18 protein-coding genes are annotated in these 17721 nt (G+C 70.6%); 16 read left to right on the forward strand and 2 right to left on the reverse strand.

What is annotated here, in order from left to right:
- The first annotated feature begins 17 nt into the window (after nt 1-17).
- Nucleotides 18-764, forward strand: coding sequence for a 4-hydroxy-tetrahydrodipicolinate reductase (locus ACZZ9K_RS16300; RefSeq protein ID WP_260678832.1), 747 nt, complete (start codon nt 18-20; stop codon nt 762-764).
- Nucleotides 765-779: 15 nt separating this feature from the next.
- On the forward strand, nt 780-1244 hold the full coding sequence (locus ACZZ9K_RS16305; protein WP_463444764.1) for a tetratricopeptide repeat protein: 465 nt from the start codon (nt 780-782) through the stop codon (nt 1242-1244).
- Between the two features lie 19 nt (nt 1245-1263).
- Here ACZZ9K_RS16305 and ACZZ9K_RS16310 read toward each other — a convergent pair whose 3' ends face one another.
- Nucleotides 1264-2178, reverse strand: a complete 915-nt coding sequence (locus ACZZ9K_RS16310) for a TIGR01777 family oxidoreductase (RefSeq protein WP_071245000.1) — start codon at nt 2176-2178, stop codon at nt 1264-1266.
- Between the two features lie 38 nt (nt 2179-2216).
- On the opposite strand from ACZZ9K_RS16310, the gene ACZZ9K_RS16315 reads away from it, so the two are divergent.
- The 14 genes from ACZZ9K_RS16315 to dapF all read left to right on the forward strand — a co-directional run bounded on the left by ACZZ9K_RS16315 (nt 2217) and on the right by dapF (nt 16964).
- A complete protein-coding gene (locus ACZZ9K_RS16315; protein ID WP_035807687.1) occupies nt 2217-3047 on the forward strand; it encodes a thymidylate synthase in 831 nt (276 codons plus the stop codon).
- A complete protein-coding gene (locus tag ACZZ9K_RS16320) occupies nt 3047-3532 on the forward strand; it encodes a dihydrofolate reductase (protein ID WP_463444601.1) in 486 nt (161 codons plus the stop codon). Before ACZZ9K_RS16315 ends, ACZZ9K_RS16320 begins: the two co-directional genes overlap by 1 nt.
- Nucleotides 3533-3657: 125 nt before the next feature.
- A complete protein-coding gene (gene dapA, locus ACZZ9K_RS16325) occupies nt 3658-4635 on the forward strand; it encodes a 4-hydroxy-tetrahydrodipicolinate synthase (protein ID WP_017885921.1) in 978 nt (325 codons plus the stop codon).
- Nucleotides 4636-4684: 49 nt separating this feature from the next.
- Nucleotides 4685-6361: a ribonuclease J gene (locus ACZZ9K_RS16330; protein WP_027464761.1), complete on the forward strand. Its 1677-nt coding sequence runs from the start codon at nt 4685-4687 to the stop codon at nt 6359-6361.
- Nucleotides 6362-6457: 96 nt separating this feature from the next.
- Nucleotides 6458-9397 (forward strand): FtsK/SpoIIIE family DNA translocase, encoded by a 2940-nt coding sequence (locus ACZZ9K_RS16335; protein ID WP_463444602.1) that lies wholly within the window; start codon nt 6458-6460, stop codon nt 9395-9397.
- Between the two features lie 5 nt (nt 9398-9402).
- Entirely contained in the window at nt 9403-10047 is a 645-nt protein-coding gene (gene pgsA, locus ACZZ9K_RS16340) for a CDP-diacylglycerol--glycerol-3-phosphate 3-phosphatidyltransferase (protein WP_185974141.1), read from the forward strand.
- Entirely contained in the window at nt 10044-10571 is a 528-nt protein-coding gene (locus ACZZ9K_RS16345) for a CinA family protein (RefSeq protein ID WP_138802881.1), read from the forward strand. The genes pgsA and ACZZ9K_RS16345 overlap by 4 nt, the downstream gene beginning before the upstream one ends.
- Nucleotides 10572-10725: 154 nt before the next feature.
- A complete protein-coding gene (locus ACZZ9K_RS16350; RefSeq protein ID WP_027464765.1) occupies nt 10726-11034 on the forward strand; it encodes a helix-turn-helix domain-containing protein in 309 nt (102 codons plus the stop codon).
- An 86-nt stretch (nt 11035-11120) separates the two neighbouring features.
- Complete coding sequence (locus tag ACZZ9K_RS16355; protein ID WP_017885915.1) at nt 11121-11345, forward strand: DUF3046 domain-containing protein; 225 nt, start codon at nt 11121-11123, stop codon at nt 11343-11345.
- A 272-nt stretch (nt 11346-11617) separates the two neighbouring features.
- Nucleotides 11618-12679 (forward strand): recombinase RecA, encoded by a 1062-nt coding sequence (recA, locus tag ACZZ9K_RS16360; protein WP_027464767.1) that lies wholly within the window; start codon nt 11618-11620, stop codon nt 12677-12679.
- On the forward strand, nt 12676-13590 hold the full coding sequence (locus ACZZ9K_RS16365) for a regulatory protein RecX (protein ID WP_463444603.1): 915 nt from the start codon (nt 12676-12678) through the stop codon (nt 13588-13590). Before recA ends, ACZZ9K_RS16365 begins: the two co-directional genes overlap by 4 nt.
- Nucleotides 13591-13616: 26 nt before the next feature.
- Nucleotides 13617-15113, forward strand: a complete 1497-nt coding sequence (gene miaB / locus ACZZ9K_RS16370) for a tRNA (N6-isopentenyl adenosine(37)-C2)-methylthiotransferase MiaB (protein ID WP_463444604.1) — start codon at nt 13617-13619, stop codon at nt 15111-15113.
- Nucleotides 15100-16077, forward strand: a complete 978-nt coding sequence (gene miaA / locus ACZZ9K_RS16375) for a tRNA (adenosine(37)-N6)-dimethylallyltransferase MiaA (protein ID WP_463444605.1) — start codon at nt 15100-15102, stop codon at nt 16075-16077. The genes miaB and miaA overlap by 14 nt, the downstream gene beginning before the upstream one ends.
- Complete coding sequence (gene dapF, locus ACZZ9K_RS16380) at nt 16074-16964, forward strand: diaminopimelate epimerase (RefSeq protein ID WP_027464770.1); 891 nt, start codon at nt 16074-16076, stop codon at nt 16962-16964. Before miaA ends, dapF begins: the two co-directional genes overlap by 4 nt.
- A gap of 116 nt (nt 16965-17080) precedes the next feature.
- Here the strand turns inward: dapF and ACZZ9K_RS16385 are convergent, their stop codons facing one another.
- The gene (locus tag ACZZ9K_RS16385) at nt 17081-17692 is read right to left on the reverse strand and encodes a class I SAM-dependent methyltransferase (RefSeq protein ID WP_463444606.1); all 612 of its coding nucleotides are present in this window, start codon (nt 17690-17692) and stop codon (nt 17081-17083) included.
- Nucleotides 17693-17721: the final 29 nt, after the last annotated feature.

A 17721-nucleotide genomic window follows, 5' to 3' on the forward strand; every position in this document is an offset into this window, starting at 1 on the left:
ATCCTAGGATGGACCGCATGGTCACTCCCGTCGCCGTCGTCGGCGCCACTGGTCGTCTCGGGGGCCTCGTGGCGTCCGTCGTCGAGGAACTCCCGGAGTTCGCGCTCGTCGCCCGCCTGTCGTCGAAGGACGGCGCGCACGAGGCGCCGCCGTCGGTCTTCGGCGGCGCGGCCCTGGTGGTCGACGTGACGGTGCCGTCGCTCAGCCCGGCAATCGTGGAGAACGCGCTCTCGAGCGGCGCGAACGTGCTCGTCGGCACCTCCGGCTGGTCGCTCGACCGGCTCGCCAAGCTCCGCACCGGGCTGCAGGAACGCCCGGACCAGGGGGTGCTCGTGGTCCCGAACTTCTCGATCGGCTCCGTGCTCGGCACGCACCTGGCGACGATCGCGGCCCCGTGGTTCCCCGCCGCCGAGATCGTCGAGACCCACCACGCCGGCAAGATCGACTCGCCCTCGGGCACCGCGGTGCGCACCGCCGAGCTGATGGCCGACGCCCGGCGCGAGGTCGGCCCCGTGGACGCCCCGCACGTCGACCAGCGCGCCCGCGGCCAGCAGGTCGCCAGCGTGCCCATCCACTCGCTCCGGCTCCCCGGGGTGAAGGCCGTGCAGGACGTCGTGCTGAGCGGCCCCGGCGAGACGCTGACGATCCGGCACGACACCAACGACGACGTCGCCTACGTCGCGGGCATCCGTGCGGCGCTGGCGAACGTGGTGTCGGCGCGGGGCCTCACCGTGGGCCTCGGCAGCGTCCTCGGGATCGGCTGAGGCGTCATGAATCGGATGGAGCGGGCCGGACGCACGATCCGCTCGCCGTTCTGGGGTGCGGCGCTGATGGCGGTGCTGCTCGCCCTGTACATCGTGCTCGTCGGGCAGCGCGCCGTGGCCTTCATCGCGACCGGGATCCCGATCGGCATCGGCATCGGCGTCGCGCTGTTCGTCGTCGCCGCGATCGGGGCGCTGCTGCTCGTGCTCGAGTTCCGTTTCGGCATCCGCATCACCCGGCTCGGTGCACGCCTCGAGGCCGAGGGCGGCACCCCGGACGACGTCGTCCCGGTGCGGCCCTCCGGTCGACCGATCCGCGACGCCGCCGACGAGCTGTTCCCGCGGTACCGCGACGCGGTCGAGCAGGACCCGGGCGACTGGCGTGCCTGGTACCGGCTCGGTGTGGTCTACGACGCCGCCGGTGACCGCAAGCGTGCACGATCGGCGATGCGCACCGCCCTGGCGCGCGCCGCCGACCGCTGACCCCGGGGTCGGCGTCGGATCAGAAGACGGCGTCGATCGCGTCCGCCGCCTGCGTGTACCGGAACGTGTAGCCGGACTCGAGCAGCTTCGTCGGGACCATCCGCTGGCTCGACAGGAGCATGTCGTCGGCGGCGTCCCGCAGCGCCAGGCGCAGGGCGAACTCGGGGATCCGGAACAGGTACGGGCGGTGCAGGACCTCGGCGACGTGCTTCGTGATGCGGTCGGCGACGACGGGCTCAGGACCCGCCAGGTTCACCGGGCCGGAGACGTCCGGGGCCGCGGTCGCCAGGTGCACGATCGCGCCCACCTCGTCCTCGAGCGCGATCCACGGCCAGTGCTGGCCACCGGTGCCCAGCCGGCTGCCGACGCCGAGCTTGGTCAGCGGGACGAGCGGCGCGAGTGCACCGCCGCCCTTGCCGATGACGATGCCGGTACGGAGCGTGACGACGCGCACCCCGGCGGGAGCGGCGTTCGCGGCGGCCTCCCACGCGGTGCAGACGTCGGCGAGGAAGCCCGTGCCCGGGGCGGCGTCGTCCTGCAGCACGTCGGCGGGGCGGTCGCCGTAGACGCCCGAGGCCGAGCCCGACAGGAACAGCGCCGGGGGAGTGGCGGCGTGCCGCATCGCCTCGACCAGGGTGTCGGTGGCGTCGATGCGCGAGCTGCGGATCTCCCTGCGGTAGGCGTCCGTCCACGGCAGCTTGCCGATGTTCGCGCCGGCCAGGTTGATCACCACGTCGGCGCCGTCGAGGATCGCCGGGTCGAGCGGACGCCGCCCCGGCGCCCAGCGGAACTCGGTCGCGGTGCGCGCTTCGCGGCGGACGAGCGTGGTGACGTGGTGCCCCGCCTCGCGCAGGGCGCGGACGAGGGGCGTCCCGATGAACCCGGACGAGCCGGCCACCAGGATCGAGAGCGGTTGTTCCGTCGTGTCGGGCATGCCCGCAACGCTACTCACACCGACGTAGGCTTCTGTGTGTGACCGACAGCGAGACCGTACAGCCCGACGCCTCCGTCCCGACCCCCTACGAAGACCTGCTCCGCCGGGTCCTGACCGAGGGTTCGCCGAAGGGCGACCGCACCGGCACCGGCACCCGCAGCCTGTTCGGTGCGCAGCTCCGCTACGACCTGTCGAAGGGGTTCCCCCTCGTCAGCACGAAGCGCGTGCACTTCAAGTCGGTCGCGTACGAGCTCCTCTGGTTCCTGCGCGGCGAGGGCAACGCGACCTGGCTGCAGGAGCACGGTGTCCGGATCTGGAACGAGTGGGCGGACGCCGACGGCGACCTCGGCCCGGTGTACGGCGTCCAGTGGCGCTCGTGGCCCACCCCCTCGGGTGAGCACGTCGACCAGATCGCCCAGGTCATCGAGCAGATCACGACCAACCCGGACAGCCGCCGGCTCATCGTCTCGGCGTGGAACGTCGCCGACGTGCCGGACATGGCGCTCGCCCCGTGCCACGCGTTCTTCCAGTTCTACGTCAACGACGGCAAGCTCTCGTGCCAGCTCTACCAGCGGAGCGCCGACATGTTCCTCGGCGTCCCGTTCAACATCGCCTCGTACGCGCTGCTGACCCACATGATCGCGGCGCAGACCGGGCTCGAGGTCGGCGACTTCGTCTGGACCGGCGGCGACTGCCACATCTACGACAACCACGTCGAACAGGTCGAGGAGCAGCTGTCCCGCACGGCGTACCCGATGCCGACGCTCGAGCTCGCACCGCGCGACTCGATCGACGACTACGAGTACGAGGACTTCACCGTCGTCGGCTACGAGCACCACCCGGCGATCAAGGCTGCGGTCGCCGTCTGATGATCGGCATGGTCTGGGCCCGCTCGACCACCGGTGTCATCGGTGCCGACGGCGGCATGCCCTGGCACGTGCCCGAGGACCTGGCGCACTTCAAGCAGGTCACCGACGACGCGACCGTGCTGATGGGCCGACGCACCTGGGAGTCCCTGCCCGAGCGCTTCCGGCCGCTGCCCGGTCGCCGCAACGTCGTGCTCACGCGTGACGCGACGTGGACGGCCGACGGCGCCGAGGTCGTGCACGACCTGCAGGCCGCCCTCGACACCGACGAGACCGTCTGGGTCATCGGCGGCGGCCAGGTGTACGACGCCGCACTCGACGCGGCCGACCACGTCTCCGAGACCCTGATCGACGTCGACGTGGCGGGGGACACCGTCGCACCCACGCTCGGCGAGGCTGCCGGCTGGACGCTCGCCGACGAGGGCCCCTGGCAGGAGTCCCGCACGGGCACCCGCTACCGGTTCCTGGAGTGGCAGCGCCGCGCCTGAGTGCCCGGTGTCGGCGGGCGTGACCGGCGGGACGGACGTGATCCGGGCCTCCCGGCCGCGCCGCAGGCGGTCCACCGTCCACACGGACGGCGGTCCTCGCGCGCATCCCCGGTACGCTGGTGCCCGTGTCCCCGCGTGAGAATCCCTTCGGTCAGGTCCTCGTCGCCCTCGTGACCCCGTTCACGGCCGACGGCGAGGTCGACTGGCCCGGCGTCGAGCAGCACATCGACGACTGCATCACCGCCGGCGCCGACGGCATCGTCGTCACCGGCACGACCGGCGAGACGTCGACGCTGACCGACCCGGAGAAGCTCCGTCTGGTCGAGGTCGGCAAGTCCGTCGCCGCCGGCCGCGCGAAGATCATCACGGGCGGTGGCTCGAACGAGACCGCGCACGCGATCCACCTGTACAAGCAGAGCGAGAAGGCCGGCGCGGACGGCGTGATGATCGTCACGCCGTACTACAACAAGCCGACGCAGTCGGGTGTCCTCACCCACTTCCGGATGATCGCGGACGCCACCGACCTGCCGGTGATCCTGTACGACATCCCGGGCCGCACCGGCATCCCGATCACGTACGACACGATCCTGCGTGCGTCGAAGCACCCGAACATCCTCGCCGTGAAGGACGCCAAGGGCGACTTCGCCGAGGTCTCGCGGGTGTTGAACAACACCGACCTCATGTACTTCTCCGGCGACGACACGAACGTGCTCCCGCACCTGTCGATCGGCGCCACCGGCCTGATCGGCGTGACCGCGAACATCACGAGCGCGCCGTACCGCACGATCGTCGACGCCGTGAACCGGGGCGACCTGGCCACCGCGACGGCCGAGCACAAGCGACTCGAGCCGCTCGTCCGCGCCGTGATGACGCACGTTCCCGGTACCGTGGCCGCGAAGTACATCCTGCACGGGCTCGGCCGCATCGGCAGCCCGCGCGTCCGACTGCCGCTCGTCGGCCCCGAGGACTCCGAGGCGTACGCCATCGAGACCTCCCTCGAAGCCGTGCGCGACGTGCCCGGCGCCGACTTCTCGAACTTCCGCCCCGACCGCAACGCGGCGGCCGGCGGTGCACTACCGAAGGTGCCAGGCACCACCCGCTAGCGAACACCGCGGCGCGCAGCACGCGCGTCGCCCGAATCCGTAGGACCGAATGCCCACACAGATCTCCGAACCGCAGCCGCTCGAAGCCGGCACCCTCCGCGTCGTCCCCATCGGGGGCCTCGGCGAGATCGGTCGCAACATGACCGTCTACGAGTACGAGGGCAAGCTGCTCATCGTCGACGCCGGCGTGCTGTTCCCCGAGGAGCACCAGCCCGGCGTCGACCTGATCCTGCCGGACTTCTCGCCGATCCGTGACCGCCTCGACGACGTCCTCGGTGTCGTGCTCACGCACGGCCACGAAGACCACATCGGTGCCGTCCCGTACCTGCTCAAGCTCCGCGACGACATCCCGCTGATCGGCTCCACGCTGACCCTCGCGCTGGTCGAGGCGAAGCTCAAGGAACACCGGATCAAGCCGTACACGCTCGTCGTGGCCGAGGACCAGACCGAGCAGATCGGCCCGTTCCACCTCGAGTTCGTCGCCGTGAACCACTCCATCCCGGACGCCCTCGCCGTCGCGATCACGACCCCCGCCGGTCGTGTGCTGCACACGGGTGACTTCAAGATGGACCAGCTCCCGCTGGACGACCGCATCACCGACCTCCGTGCGTTCGCCCGTCTGGGCGAGGCCGGCGTGGACCTGTTCCTGCCGGACTCCACGAACGCCGACGTGCCGGGCTTCACCGCTCCGGAGCGCGACATCGGCCCGGTGCTCGAGAACATCATCATGCGCGCCCGCAAGAAGGTCGTCGTGGCGAGCTTCTCGTCGCACGTGCACCGCGTGCAGCAGGTCCTCGACGCCGCCGCGGCCGCGAACCGCAAGGTCGCGTTCATGGGGCGCTCGATGATCCGCAACATGACGATCGCCGCCGACCTCGGGTACCTGCGGGTGCCGGAGAACGTGCTCATCGACACGAAGAAGGCGAAGAACGTCCCCGACGACCAGATCGTCTACATGTCGACCGGGTCGCAGGGTGAGCCGATGGCCGTCCTGGCCCGCATGGCGAACCTCGAGCACCAGATCGAGATCGGCGAGGGCGACACCGTCATCCTCGCGTCGTCGCTCATCCCGGGCAACGAGAACGCCGTGTACCGCGTCATCGACGGGCTGACGAAGCTCGGTGCGAAGGTCGTGCACAAGGGCAACGCGAAGGTGCACGTCTCCGGACACGCCTCCGCCGGCGAGCTGCTCTACTGCTACAACATCCTGCGGCCGCGCAACGTGCTCCCCGTCCACGGTGAGCACCGCCACCTGTACGCGAACGCCGACCTGGCGATCCAGACGGGTGTCCCGCCGCGCAACGTGATCCTCGGGCAGGACGGCATCGTCGTCGACCTGAAGGACGGCGTCGCGACGGTCGCCGGTCAGCTCGACATCGGCTACGTCTACGTCGACGGCTCCACCGTCGGCGAGATCACCGACGCCGACCTGAAGGACCGCCGCGTCCTGGCGGAAGAGGGCTTCATCTCGATCTTCTGCGCGGTGGACTTCACCACCGGGCAGTGCGTGATCGGCCCGGAGATCCAGTCTCGTGGCTTCGCCGAGGACGACTCCGTGTTCGACGACGTCCGCCCGCAGATCGCCAAGGCGATCTCCGAGGCTGCCGCGAACGGCACGCGCGACTCGCACGCCTTCGCGCAGGTCGTCCGTCGCACGGTTGGTCGCTGGGTAAACACGAAGCACCGTCGTCGTCCGATGATCGTCCCGGTGGTCATCGAGGCGTAGCGTCAGGCCCCGCCCTGGAGGCCCGTCCAGCGTCCGTCACGGACGCTGCGGCGGGCCTTCCTGCGTTTGTCCTGAGCGGGCGTTAGGGTTCTGCCCATGGCCGGAGGCACCAAGTCGACCACGCGCTCGCGCGCGTCCACGTCGTCCCGTGGCAACGGGACGCGCGGTTCGTCGCGCACCCAGGCCACGACGAAGAAGCTGCCGCAGGCTGCGCCCACGCCGGTGTTCCGCGAGCAGAACCCGCTCGTGACCTTCTGGCTCGCGATGGCGCACGGCGTCGGCGCGATGTTCCGGCTGCTCGGCAAGGAGACCCTCGAGAAGGACCAGCGGCGCGACGGGTTCCCGTTTCTGCTGTTCCTGCTGGCCATCGCCGGCGGGATCGTGGAGTGGCTCAACCCGACGAACAGCGTCTCCGTCGCACTCGACGCGTACACGTTCGGTGGGCTGTTCGGCCGCCTGGCGTTCGCCCTGCCCGTCATCATGATCGTGTTCGCCGGGTGGCTGTTCCGGCACCCGGCCTCGGTGCACGACAACACCCGGATCGGCATCGGCCTGGGCATCCTGATCGTGTCCATCGCCTCGCTCTGCCACGTCTTCGGTGGCCGACCGAGCGCGGCCGACGGCATGCCCGCGCTGGCCGCCGCCGGTGGGGTGCTGGGCTGGGTGGTCATCGGCTGGCTCGTCACGATCGCGACCGCCTGGGTGGCGGTCCCCGTGGCGATCGTGCTGCTCGTGCTCTCGCTCTTCATCATCACCAAGACGCCGCCGAACAAGCTCGGGCGACGCCTGCACGAGCTCTACGCCTACCTGTTCGGCGCCCCGGCCCCCGCAGCAGAACCCGAGGCCGACGCCGCCGCCGTGGCGGAGCCCGCCGCCCGCGCCCGCACGTCGAAGCGCGGCAAGACGGGCGACACCGACTTCCAGCTGTTCGACGACCTCGGGTTCGGTGACGAGCAGGCCGCTGCCGACGCCGACGCCGACGCCGGTGGCGACAACGTGCCGTGGTGGCGCCGGAACAAGTCCGGGCGCGAAGAGGACCCGGCGTACGACAGCCCGGTGCTGCCGCCGGCCACCGGGGTCGCCCCGGCTGCCGCTGCCGTCGCACCCGCTGCGCCCGTCGTGCCCGCTGCGCCGTCCGTGAGCCCGAACGCCGGTGCCGCCGCCGGGCTCGTCGACCTCACGCCGGCCGAGCCCGCGTCGGTCAACCTCAACGACTCCGTCGAGCAGGACCTGCAGGATGCCGAGCAGGCGCTCCGCGCGTTCGGCACCGACGTCCCCGCGCGGCCGGAGCCGACGGCCGACATCCGTCCCGCGGTGCCCGAGGTGCTGTCCGAGCCCGAGATCGTCGACGAGCCAGAGGACATCGACGCCGCCGCTGAGCTGAGCGCGGCCGCCGCCGGTTCCGACGACGATCCGTCGAAGCCCTACCGACTGCCCGCCGCCACGACGCTGAGCTCCGGGACGCCCTCGGTCGCACGGAGCCAGGCGAACGACGACATCGTCGCCGCCATCACCGGGGTGCTCACCGAGTTCAAGGTCGACGCGAAGGTCACCGGGTTCTCCCGCGGGCCGACGGTGACCCGGTACGAGATCGAGCTCGGCCCCGGCGTCAAGGTCGAGCGCGTCACAGCCCTGTCGAAGAACCTGTCGTACGCGGTCGCCTCGAACGAGGTCCGCATCCTGTCGCCGATCCCGGGCAAGAGCGCCATCGGTGTCGAGATCCCGAACACCGACCGCGAGATCGTCTCGCTCGGTGACGTGCTGCGCTCGAACGCCGCCCGCAAGTCGAAGCACCCGATGACGATCGGTGTCGGCAAGGACGTCGAGGGCGGCTTCGTCGTCGCGAACCTGGCGAAGATGCCGCACCTTCTGGTCGCCGGCTCCACCGGTTCCGGCAAGTCGGTGTTCATCAACTCGATGATCACGTCGCTGCTGATGCGCGCGAAGCCGTCCGAGGTCCGCATGGTCCTGGTCGACCCGAAGCGCGTCGAACTGTCGATCTACGCCGGTGTCCCGCACCTCATCACGCCCATCATCACGAACCCGAAGAAGGCGGCCGAAGCGCTGCAGTGGGTCGTGAAGGAGATGGACATGCGGTACGACGACCTGGCGTCGTTCGGGTTCCGCCACGTCGACGACTTCAACAAGGCGATCGAGAACAACGAGATCGTCCTGCCGGCGGGCAGCGAGCGGAAGCTCAAGCCGTACCCGTACCTGCTCGTCGTCGTCGACGAGCTCGCCGACCTCATGCTCGTGGCGCCGCGTGACGTCGAGGAGTCGATCGTCCGCATCACCCAGCTCGCCCGTGCCGCCGGTATCCACCTGGTGCTCGCGACGCAGCGCCCCTCGGTCGACGTCATCACCGGCCTGATCAAGGCGAACGTGCCGTCGCGCATCGCCTTCGCGGTGACGAGCGTCACGGACTCCCGCGTCATCCTCGACCAGCCCGGCGCCGACAAGCTCATCGGTCAGGGCGACGCCCTCTTCCTGCCGATGGGCTCGTCCAAGTCGCTCCGCGTGCAGGGGGCCTGGGTGCAGGAGGGCGAGGTCGCCGAGGTCGTCCAGCACGTCACGCGGCAGGCGCAGCCCGAGTACCGCCAGGACGTCCAGGCCGTGGTCGAGCGCAAGGAGATCGACGCCGACATCGGAGACGACCTCGAACTGCTGCTCGCGGCCGTCGAGCAGGTCGTGTCGACCCAGTTCGGTTCGACGTCGATGCTGCAGCGGAAGCTCCGCGTCGGCTTCGCCAAGGCCGGTCGTCTGATGGACCTGATGGAGTCGCGCGACATCGTCGGGCCGTCCGAGGGTTCGAAGGCCCGCGACGTCCTGGTGACCGCCGACCAGCTGCCCGCGGTGCTCGCGAAGCTCCGCGGCGAGGAGCCGCCCGCCGCGGCCGCTCCGGCAGCGCCGGCCCCGACGCCGTCCGGCGACGGTGACCGCTACGGAGCAGACCCCGTCGGGGACATGACCCGCGGGTACGATGAAGTCCACGACGAGCCCGATGAGGACGCGTGGGGACTGACGGGCAGGGAGTGACGGCGATGACCGCCTCGGACAGCACGAACACCACGCACGGCGCACGGTTCCCGTGGCGCGGGCGGCTGCTGCGCAAGGGCCCCGGCCCGGCGTCGACCGCGAACGTCGCGAACATCATCACGGTGGTGCGCATCCTGATGGCGCCGCTGTTCTTCGTCCTGCTGCTCGCCGACGCCGGCAACGACGGACCCCTGCGCATCTGGGCAGCGGTCGTCTTCGTCGTGGCGATCGTCACGGACAGCGCCGACGGCATCATCGCCCGTCGGCAGAACCTGGTCACGGACTTCGGCAAGCTCGTCGACCCGATCGCCGACAAGGTGCTCATCGGTGGTGCGCTCGTCGCGCTGTCGATCCTGGCCGAGCTGCCCTGGTACGTGACCGTGCTGATCATGGTGCGCGAGATCGGCATCACGGTCTTCCGGTTCGCGGTGCTCTCCGACCGGGTGATCCCGGCCAGCCGCGGCGGCAAGATCAAGACGGTGCTGCAGGCGGTCGCCCTGACCGCCGCGCTGTTCCCGTGGTGGAACCTGGTCGGCGACTGGGCGCACTGGGTCAACGGCATCCTGATGACGGGCGCGTTCCTGGCAACCATCCTGAGCGGGATCGACTACCTCTGGCAGGCATGGAAGCACAACCGCACCACCGCATGACCGGACCCGACCGCTCGACGCAGGCCGCGCCTCCCGTCCCGGTCGCACCGGGACTCATCGCCGAACTGACGGCGCGGGGCGAGACCCTCGCCGTGGCGGAGTCGCTGACCGGCGGCCTCGTGGTCGCGACCCTCGTCGACGTGCCGGGTGCGAGCGCCGTCGTCCGCGGCGGCGTCGTGGCCTACGCGACGCCCGTGAAGCACTCGGTGCTCGGGGTCTCGGCGGAGCTGCTCGAGGCCGAGGGCGCCGTGCACCCCGAGGTCGCCCGGCAGATGGCCGCCGGTGTCCGGTTCGCGCTGTCCGTCGACGGGGAACCCGCGACGTGGGGGATCAGCACGACGGGCGTCGCCGGCCCGGATCCGCAGGACGGCAAGCCCGTCGGCACCGTGTACGTGGGGATCGCCTCCGCCGCGGGGGCTGAGGCCTTCGAGCTGCACCTCGACGGTGACCGAGGGGCAATCCGGCACGCCGCCGTCTCCGAACTCCTTGCACGGATGTCGTCCGAGGTCCGGGGCCGGGAATAGGTCCCGTTTCCACTGGGTTACATCTCACGAAATCTCCAGCAGTACGGCAGCCAGCCTGGCTAACATGCTGCAACCGGCAACGCTATTGTTGCTGAACCCGAACTCGATCCACCGGACCGAGCGGGCGCGGAGACGACAGAGAGGAGGAGTTCTCATGGTTCTCGTTCGTCAGGAAATCGGCGATGTGCTCCGGGACTTCCGCTTGCAGAAGGGCCGGACCCTCCGTCAGGTCGCGTCCAAGGCCAGTGTCGCGCTCGGGTACCTCAGTGAGGTCGAGCGCGGGCAGAAGGAAGCCAGCTCGGAGATCCTCGCGTCCGTCGCGGATGCTCTGGACACGCCCATCTCGACCATCATGCGCGAAGTGGGCGACCGCCTCGCGATCGTCGAGGGGCTGACCCCCGTCCCCGACACGCTCCCGGACGACCTCGTCGCCGAGTTCGACAACGACCTCGCGGTGCGCTGAGCGCATCGCACCGAACGCCCTCGCCGGTCCTTCCCGGCGGGGGCGTTCTGCGTTCCGGCCCGCGAGCACGCGCCTAGGCTGGTCGGATGCGCGTGAGTGAGTTCTGGCGAGCCGTCGACCAGGTGTTCGGTGAGGCCTACGGTTCCGTGGTCACCCGTGACGTCGTGCTCGAAGGGCTCGGCGGTCGCTCCGCCGTGGACGCCCTCGCCGCCGGCATCGACGCCCGCCGGGTGTGGGACGCGCTGTGCGACTCGCAGGACGTCCCGATGGACCGTCGGCACGGCAAGGGCCTGGCCGAACCTCAGGACTGAGCCGGTTCCGCGGGGCCGAGCATCCGAAACTGTGTTCGGCGTGTTGCTCGAACGCGTGTTCGATCGGTGGTAGCTTCCTCCACAGCGGCGTCGCCCGGGTGTTCCATCCACAGATCGCGTGACCGTCGGCAGTGATGTCGGTGGCTCGCCATAGGTTGATGGACATCGGGAACAGCCCGAAGCCTTGTCGCAGAACCATCGGCCTTGCACCATCGGCCGGCGTGGACGCGACAGCCTACAGGCGGCCGAACACGAGCACGAAGGAGCACCCCATGCCATCACCGGCAGACCGCGAGAAGGCCCTCGAGACCGCACTCGCACAGATCGACAGGCAGTTCGGCAAGGGTGCGATCATGCGCCTCGGTTCGGACGAACGCGCCCCCGTCAACGTCATCCAGACCGGGTCGGTGGCGCTGGACGTCGCGCTCGGCATCGGTGGCCTGCCCCGTGGCCGCATCGTCGAGATCTACGGCCCCGAGTCGTCGGGTAAGACGACCCTCACCATCCACGCCATCGCCAACGCCCAGCGCGCCGGTGGCATCGCGGCCTTCATCGACGCCGAGCACGCACTCGACCCCGAGTACGCCAAGAAGCTCGGTGTCGACATCGACGCCCTGCTCGTGTCGCAGCCCGACACCGCCGAGCAGGCGCTCGAGATCGCGGACATGCTGGTCCGCTCCGGCTCCATCGACCTCATCGTCATCGACTCCGTCGCGGCCCTCGTGCCCCGCGCCGAGATCGAGGGCGAGATGGGCGACTCGCACGTCGGTCTGCAGGCCCGCCTCATGTCCCAGGCCCTGCGAAAGCTCGCCGGTGGCCTGAACCAGACGCAGACCACGATGATCTTCATCAACCAGCTGCGCGAGAAGATCGGCGTGTTCTTCGGTTCACCGGAGACCACCTCGGGCGGTAAGGCGCTGAAGTTCTACGCGTCCGTCCGCCTCGACATCCGTCGCATCGAGACGCTCAAGAGCGGCACCGACGCGGTGGGCAACCGCACACGCGTCAAGGTCGTCAAGAACAAGATGGCACCGCCCTTCAAGCAGGCCGAGTTCGACATCCTGTACGGCGTCGGCATCTCGCGCGAAGGCTCGCTGCTCGACTTCGGTGTCGACCACGGCATCGTCAAGAAGTCGGGTGCCTGGTACACCTACGACGGCGACCAGCTCGGGCAGGGCAAGGAGAACTCGCGTTCCTTCCTCATCCAGAACCCCGAGATCGCTGCCGACATCGAAGGCAAGATCCTCGCCAAGCTCGGCGTCGGCGGCGCCAAGGCCGAAGATGCCCCGGTCGAGTCGATCGCGCCGAAGCTCGCGGAGCGCAAGGGCGCGTGAGCACCGACCACGACGACGACGGCCTCGCACCGGTCACCGACCTGTTCGGTGCGAGGTCGCGTCGTCGCGCTCCTGTCACGCCGGTGCTGCCCGCCATCCCCGAGCCTCCGGTGTCACCGGACGAACCGCGCGACTCCGACGGCTGGGCCCTGCCCGAGTCGGACGACGGCCGGGCGGACGAGTTCCCCGCATCGATCGACGCCGATTCGCCGGTGCCCCTGCACGGTGCCCGGGGGCCGGCAGCGTGGGTGTCGCCCGTGATCGGCGACGGCAGCGGGCGCTCGAGCCGTGCGGAGCAGGACGGCTACGACGCCGAGACCGCTGATGCCACCACCGCGTCGGTGTTCTCCATCGCCGGCGGCGAGGAGATCGACCCGGCCGACGCACCGCGTCCGCTCGATGAACAGCGGGCGGATGCCGAACGGATCAGCCTGCGCGCGCTCGGCCGCAAGGGCGTGAGCGAGTCCGAGATGCGGACCCTGCTGCTGCAGCAGGACCTCGACCCCGACGTGGTCGAGCACGAGATCGAACGGTTGACCCGTGTCGGGCTCCTCGACGACGTCGCCCTCGCCACCGACCTGGTGGATCGACTGCACGCGCGCAAGGGCCTCGGTCGACAGGGCGTCGTGACGGAGCTCCGTCGACGGGGCATCGACCAGGTGGCGATCGACACCGCACTCGACGAAGCCGCCGATGACGAGGACGACGAGTTCCTCCGTGCGCAGGAGCTCGCTGACAAGCGGGCGCCGCAGATGCGCGGGCTCGACCGGGCCACCGCGGAACGCCGGCTGTCCGGCTTCCTGATGCGCAAGGGCTACAGCTCCGGCGTCGTCCGGATCGCTGTGGCACGGGCCCTCGACGGTGGCGGGAAGCGGCCGCAACCCGGCCGCGGGACCGTCCGGTTCGAGTAGTCGCTCCGACCTACACTGGAACGACCATGGCCACCGTCGAAGCGCGCCCCCGCACCTACGAAGTCCGCACCTACGGGTGCCAGATGAACGTGCACGACTCCGAGCGGTTGAGCGGGTCGTTGCAGGCCGCGGGCTACATCGCGGCGGATGGTGCGCAGGCCGACGTCGTCGTCATCAACACCTGCGCGGTGCGCGAGAACGCGGACAACCGTCTCTACGGCAACCTCGGTCAGCTCGCGGGGATCAAGCGCGAGCACCCCGGCATGCAGATCGCCGTCGGCGGGTGCCTGGCGCAGAAGGACAAGAACGTCATCCTCGAGAAGGCGCCGTGGGTCGACGTCGTCTTCGGTACGCACAACATGGGGTCGCTGCCGACCCTGCTCGAGCGGGCGCGGCACAACGACGAGGCGCAGATCGAGATACTCGAGGCACTCGACGTCTTCCCGTCGACGCTGCCCACCAAGCGCGACTCGACGCACAGCGGCTGGGTCTCGATCTCGGTGGGCTGCAACAACACCTGCACGTTCTGCATCGTCCCCTCGCTCCGCGGCAAGGAGAAGGACCGCCGTCCCGGTGACGTCCTGGCCGAGATCCAGGCGCTCGTCGACGACGGCGCGATCGAGGTCACGCTGCTCGGGCAGAACGTGAACTCCTACGGGGTCGAGTTCGGTGACCGACAGGCGTTCGGCAAGCTGCTGCGGGCCACCGGCACCATCGAAGGGCTCGAGCGCGTCCGCTTCACGAGCCCGCACCCGGCGGCCTTCACCGACGACGTCATCGACGCGATGGCCGAGACCCCGAACGTGATGCCCCAGCTGCACATGCCGCTGCAGTCGGGCTCCGACCGGGTGCTCAAGGCCATGCGCCGGAGCTACCGCAGCGAGCGGTTCCTCGGCATCCTCGACCGCGTCCGCGCGAAGATCCCGAACGCGGCGATCTCCACCGACATCATCGTCGGGTTCCCCGGCGAGACCGACGCCGACTTCGAGGACACCCTGCGCGTCGTCGAGCAGGCACGGTTCGCCTCGGCGTTCACGTTCCAGTACTCGATCCGCCCGGGCACGCCGGCGGCGACGATGGACGACCAGCTGCCGAAGCACATCGTGCAGGAGCGCTACGAGCGACTCGTCGCCCTGCAGGAACGCATCACCGCGGAGGAGAACGCGCTGCAGGTCGGCTGGAGCGTCGAGGTGCTCGTCGCCTCCGGTGAAGGCCGCAAGGACGACGCCACCCGTCGGCTCTCCGGACGCGCGGAGGACTCCCGGCTCGTGCACTTCACCGTGCCCTCCGGGTCCGAGCTCCCGCGCCCGGGCGACGTGGTCACCGTCGACATCACCCGTGCCGCACCGCACTTCCTGCTCGCCGACGACGACGCTCCGTTGCGCATCCGACGCACCCGGGCCGGTGACGCCTGGGACCGCGCGCAGGCCGAGAGCTGCGGCGTGACCACGCCCGCTGCCGCCGCCGGCGACCGGCCCCGTCCGGTCTCGCTCGGGCTGCCCACGCTCCGTGTCGGGCGCTGACCTGCTGCCCGCCGGTGCCGGTGCCGGTGCCACTGCGGCTGCCACTGCCGACCTGATCGCGGTGGTCGGGGCGACGGGCACCGGGAAGTCCGACCTCGGCATCTCGATCGCAGCGCGGCTGCGTGCTGCCGGCCGCCCCGCGGAGATCATCAACGCCGACGCCATGCAGCTGTACCGGGGCATGGACATCGGTACCGCGAAGCTCCCGCCAGCCGAACGGCACGGCATCCCACACCACCAGCTCGACGCGCTCGACGTCACCGACGAGGCGAGCGTCGCCGCGTACCAGGTCGCCGCCCGGGCCGACGTCGACCGGATCCAGGCCGACGGTGGCGTGGCCGTCCTCGTGGGCGGCAGCGGCCTCTACGTCTCCGCGGTGCTGTTCGACCTGGCGTTCCCGGGCACCGACCCCGCGCTCCGTGCGCAGCTCGAGCGCGAGCACGAGGAGCTCGGCCCGGGCATCCTGCTCGAGCGACTCCGCGCCCTCGACCCGGCGGCCGCCGCGACGATCGACGCACGCAACCCACGGCGGTTGATCCGTGCACTCGAGATCGCGAGCCGATCCGAGGTCGTGACCCCGAGCCTCCCGGCCGCGCCCCGCGTCTGGCGACCGTCCCGGATCCTGCACCTGCGGCGTGACCGCGAGCAGCTCGTGTCGGCGCTGCACGAGCGGGCCGCGCGGATGTTCGAGGCCGGACTCGTCGACGAGGTCGCGGCGCTCCGCGAGCAGGGACTCGAGCAGGGCAGGACCGCGCGCGGCGCCATCGGGTACTCGCAGGCGCTCGAGGTGCTCGCCGGCACGTCGACCCGCGAGCAGGCGGTCGAGGCGACCGGCATCGCGACCCGGAAGTACGCCCGGCGGCAGGTGTCGTGGTTCCGCCGGTACGCCGATGCCGAGACGCTCGACGTCACCGGTGCGGACCGCGGCGACCTGTCGGAACTGGCCCGTAGGATCGTGCCGTGACCGAGCTGCACTTCACCAAGGGCCAGGGGACCGGCAACGACTTCGTCCTGTTCGCCGACCCCGACGCCACCGTCGACCTGACCCCCGAGCGGATCCGCGCCATCGCGGACCGACGCTTCGGCGTGGGCGGCGACGGCGTGATCCGCGCGGTGCGGTCCGAGGCGATCCCCGAGGGGCGTGCGCTCGTGGCCGTCGAGCCCGAGGCGACGTGGTTCATGGACTACCACAACGCCGACGGCACGGTCGCGGAGATGTGCGGCAACGGCATCCGCGTGTTCGCCCGGTACCTGACCGAGTCCGGCCTGGTCGAGCTTGCTCCCGGCGAGACGCTCACCGTCGGGAGCCGCAAGGGGCTGGTCGACATCCAGCGCACCACGAACGGGTTCGCCGCCGACCTCGGCCGCTGGGGCCTGGGCATCGAGGGCGGTGGTTCCGACGACGTGCTCGTCCGGGCCAAGAACCTCGACGGGGCGCGGCCCGGCATCGGCATCGACGTGGGCAACCCGCACGTGGTCGTCGCCGTCGAGACCGAGGACGAACTGGCCGACCTCGACCTCACCTTCCTGCCGGTGCTCGACCCGGCACCGGAACACGGTGCGAACGTCGAGTTCGTGCTGCCCGGCGACCCCCTCATCAAGGACGGTGTCGGCGAGATCACGATGCGGGTGCACGAGCGGGGGAGCGGTGAGACGCTCTCGTGCGGCACCGGGGCGGTCGCGGCGGCCCTCGCCACGCGGTACTGGGTCGGTGCTGGGGCGCCGGACACCTGGCGCGTGCGGGTGCCGGGCGGGCTGCTGACGGTGCGGATGACGGCGACCGAGGACGGCGAGCACGTGTCGTTGTCCGGTCCCGCCGAACTCGTGTTCTCGGGCGACCTGACGGTCTGACGCGGCGCGCGGCGCGCTTCGCCCCGTGTCGCTTCGTGAGCAGAAATGGTCGGGTGCCCAGCGGCGACCCGACCATTTGTGCTCACGATGTGCGCGCTCGCGCTCGCGCTCGCTCGCTACGCGCTGCGGCGCACCCGGATGACGCGGAAGCCCTTGGCCGTCGACTCCCGCGTGACGGCAAAACCCGAGCCGAGCGCCCCGACGAGCCACTTCTGCAACGAGTCGCCCCCGAGGTCCTTCGACACGACGAGCCAGGCGTCGCCCCCGACCTCGAGCCGGGGCAGCCACGTCAGCAGGATCTGGTGCAGCTCGTCCTTGCCGACACGGATCGGCGGGTTCGACCAGATCGTGCGGAAGCGCAGGTCGGCCGGGACGTCGTCGGGCAGCGCGATCGTGACGTTCGACGCCCCGGCAGCAGCCGCGTTGGCGCGCGCGAGCCCGAGCACCCGCTCGTTGACGTCGACGCCCCACACGTGGGCGTCGGGGGACTGCAGGGCCATGGTGATCGCGATCGGGCCCCAGCCGCAGCCGATGTCGAGCAGGGCGCCGTCGGCAGCCGGTGCCGGCACCGAACCGAGCAGGACCTTCGTGCCGCGGTCGACGCCGTCGGGGCTGAAGACCCCCGACGCGGTCGACAGGGTGAGGGGCTGACCGGCGAGCGTGACGTGCACCTGGCGCGGCCGGAGTTCGCTCTCGGGGGTGGCCGAGAAGTAGTGGTCGTTCGCCATGGATGAACCGTACCGGCAACCGAGTGTGT

Source organism: Curtobacterium sp. AC268, assembly GCF_979258745.1.

Bases quoted from the DNA above. Each gene is read 5' to 3' on its own strand.
- miaB (WP_463444604.1), top strand. From the start codon at position 13,617: ATGGCCACCGTCGAAGCGCGCCCCCGCACCTACGAAGTCCGCACCTAC.
- ACZZ9K_RS16310 (WP_071245000.1), bottom strand. From the start codon at position 2,178: ATGCCCGACACGACGGAACAACCGCTCTCGATCCTGGTGGCCGGCTCG.
- ACZZ9K_RS16355 (WP_017885915.1), top strand. From the start codon at position 11,121: ATGCGCGTGAGTGAGTTCTGGCGAGCCGTCGACCAGGTGTTCGGTGAG.
- ACZZ9K_RS16300 (WP_260678832.1), top strand. From the start codon at position 18: ATGGTCACTCCCGTCGCCGTCGTCGGCGCCACTGGTCGTCTCGGGGGC.
- ACZZ9K_RS16305 (WP_463444764.1), top strand. From the start codon at position 780: ATGGAGCGGGCCGGACGCACGATCCGCTCGCCGTTCTGGGGTGCGGCG.
- pgsA (WP_185974141.1), top strand. From the start codon at position 9,403: ATGACCGCCTCGGACAGCACGAACACCACGCACGGCGCACGGTTCCCG.
- recA (WP_027464767.1), top strand. From the start codon at position 11,618: ATGCCATCACCGGCAGACCGCGAGAAGGCCCTCGAGACCGCACTCGCA.
- ACZZ9K_RS16330 (WP_027464761.1), top strand. From the start codon at position 4,685: ATGCCCACACAGATCTCCGAACCGCAGCCGCTCGAAGCCGGCACCCTC.
- ACZZ9K_RS16385 (WP_463444606.1), bottom strand. From the start codon at position 17,692: ATGGCGAACGACCACTACTTCTCGGCCACCCCCGAGAGCGAACTCCGG.
- ACZZ9K_RS16350 (WP_027464765.1), top strand. From the start codon at position 10,726: ATGGTTCTCGTTCGTCAGGAAATCGGCGATGTGCTCCGGGACTTCCGC.
- ACZZ9K_RS16345 (WP_138802881.1), top strand. From the start codon at position 10,044: ATGACCGGACCCGACCGCTCGACGCAGGCCGCGCCTCCCGTCCCGGTC.
- ACZZ9K_RS16335 (WP_463444602.1), top strand. From the start codon at position 6,458: ATGGCCGGAGGCACCAAGTCGACCACGCGCTCGCGCGCGTCCACGTCG.
- ACZZ9K_RS16320 (WP_463444601.1), top strand. From the start codon at position 3,047: ATGATCGGCATGGTCTGGGCCCGCTCGACCACCGGTGTCATCGGTGCC.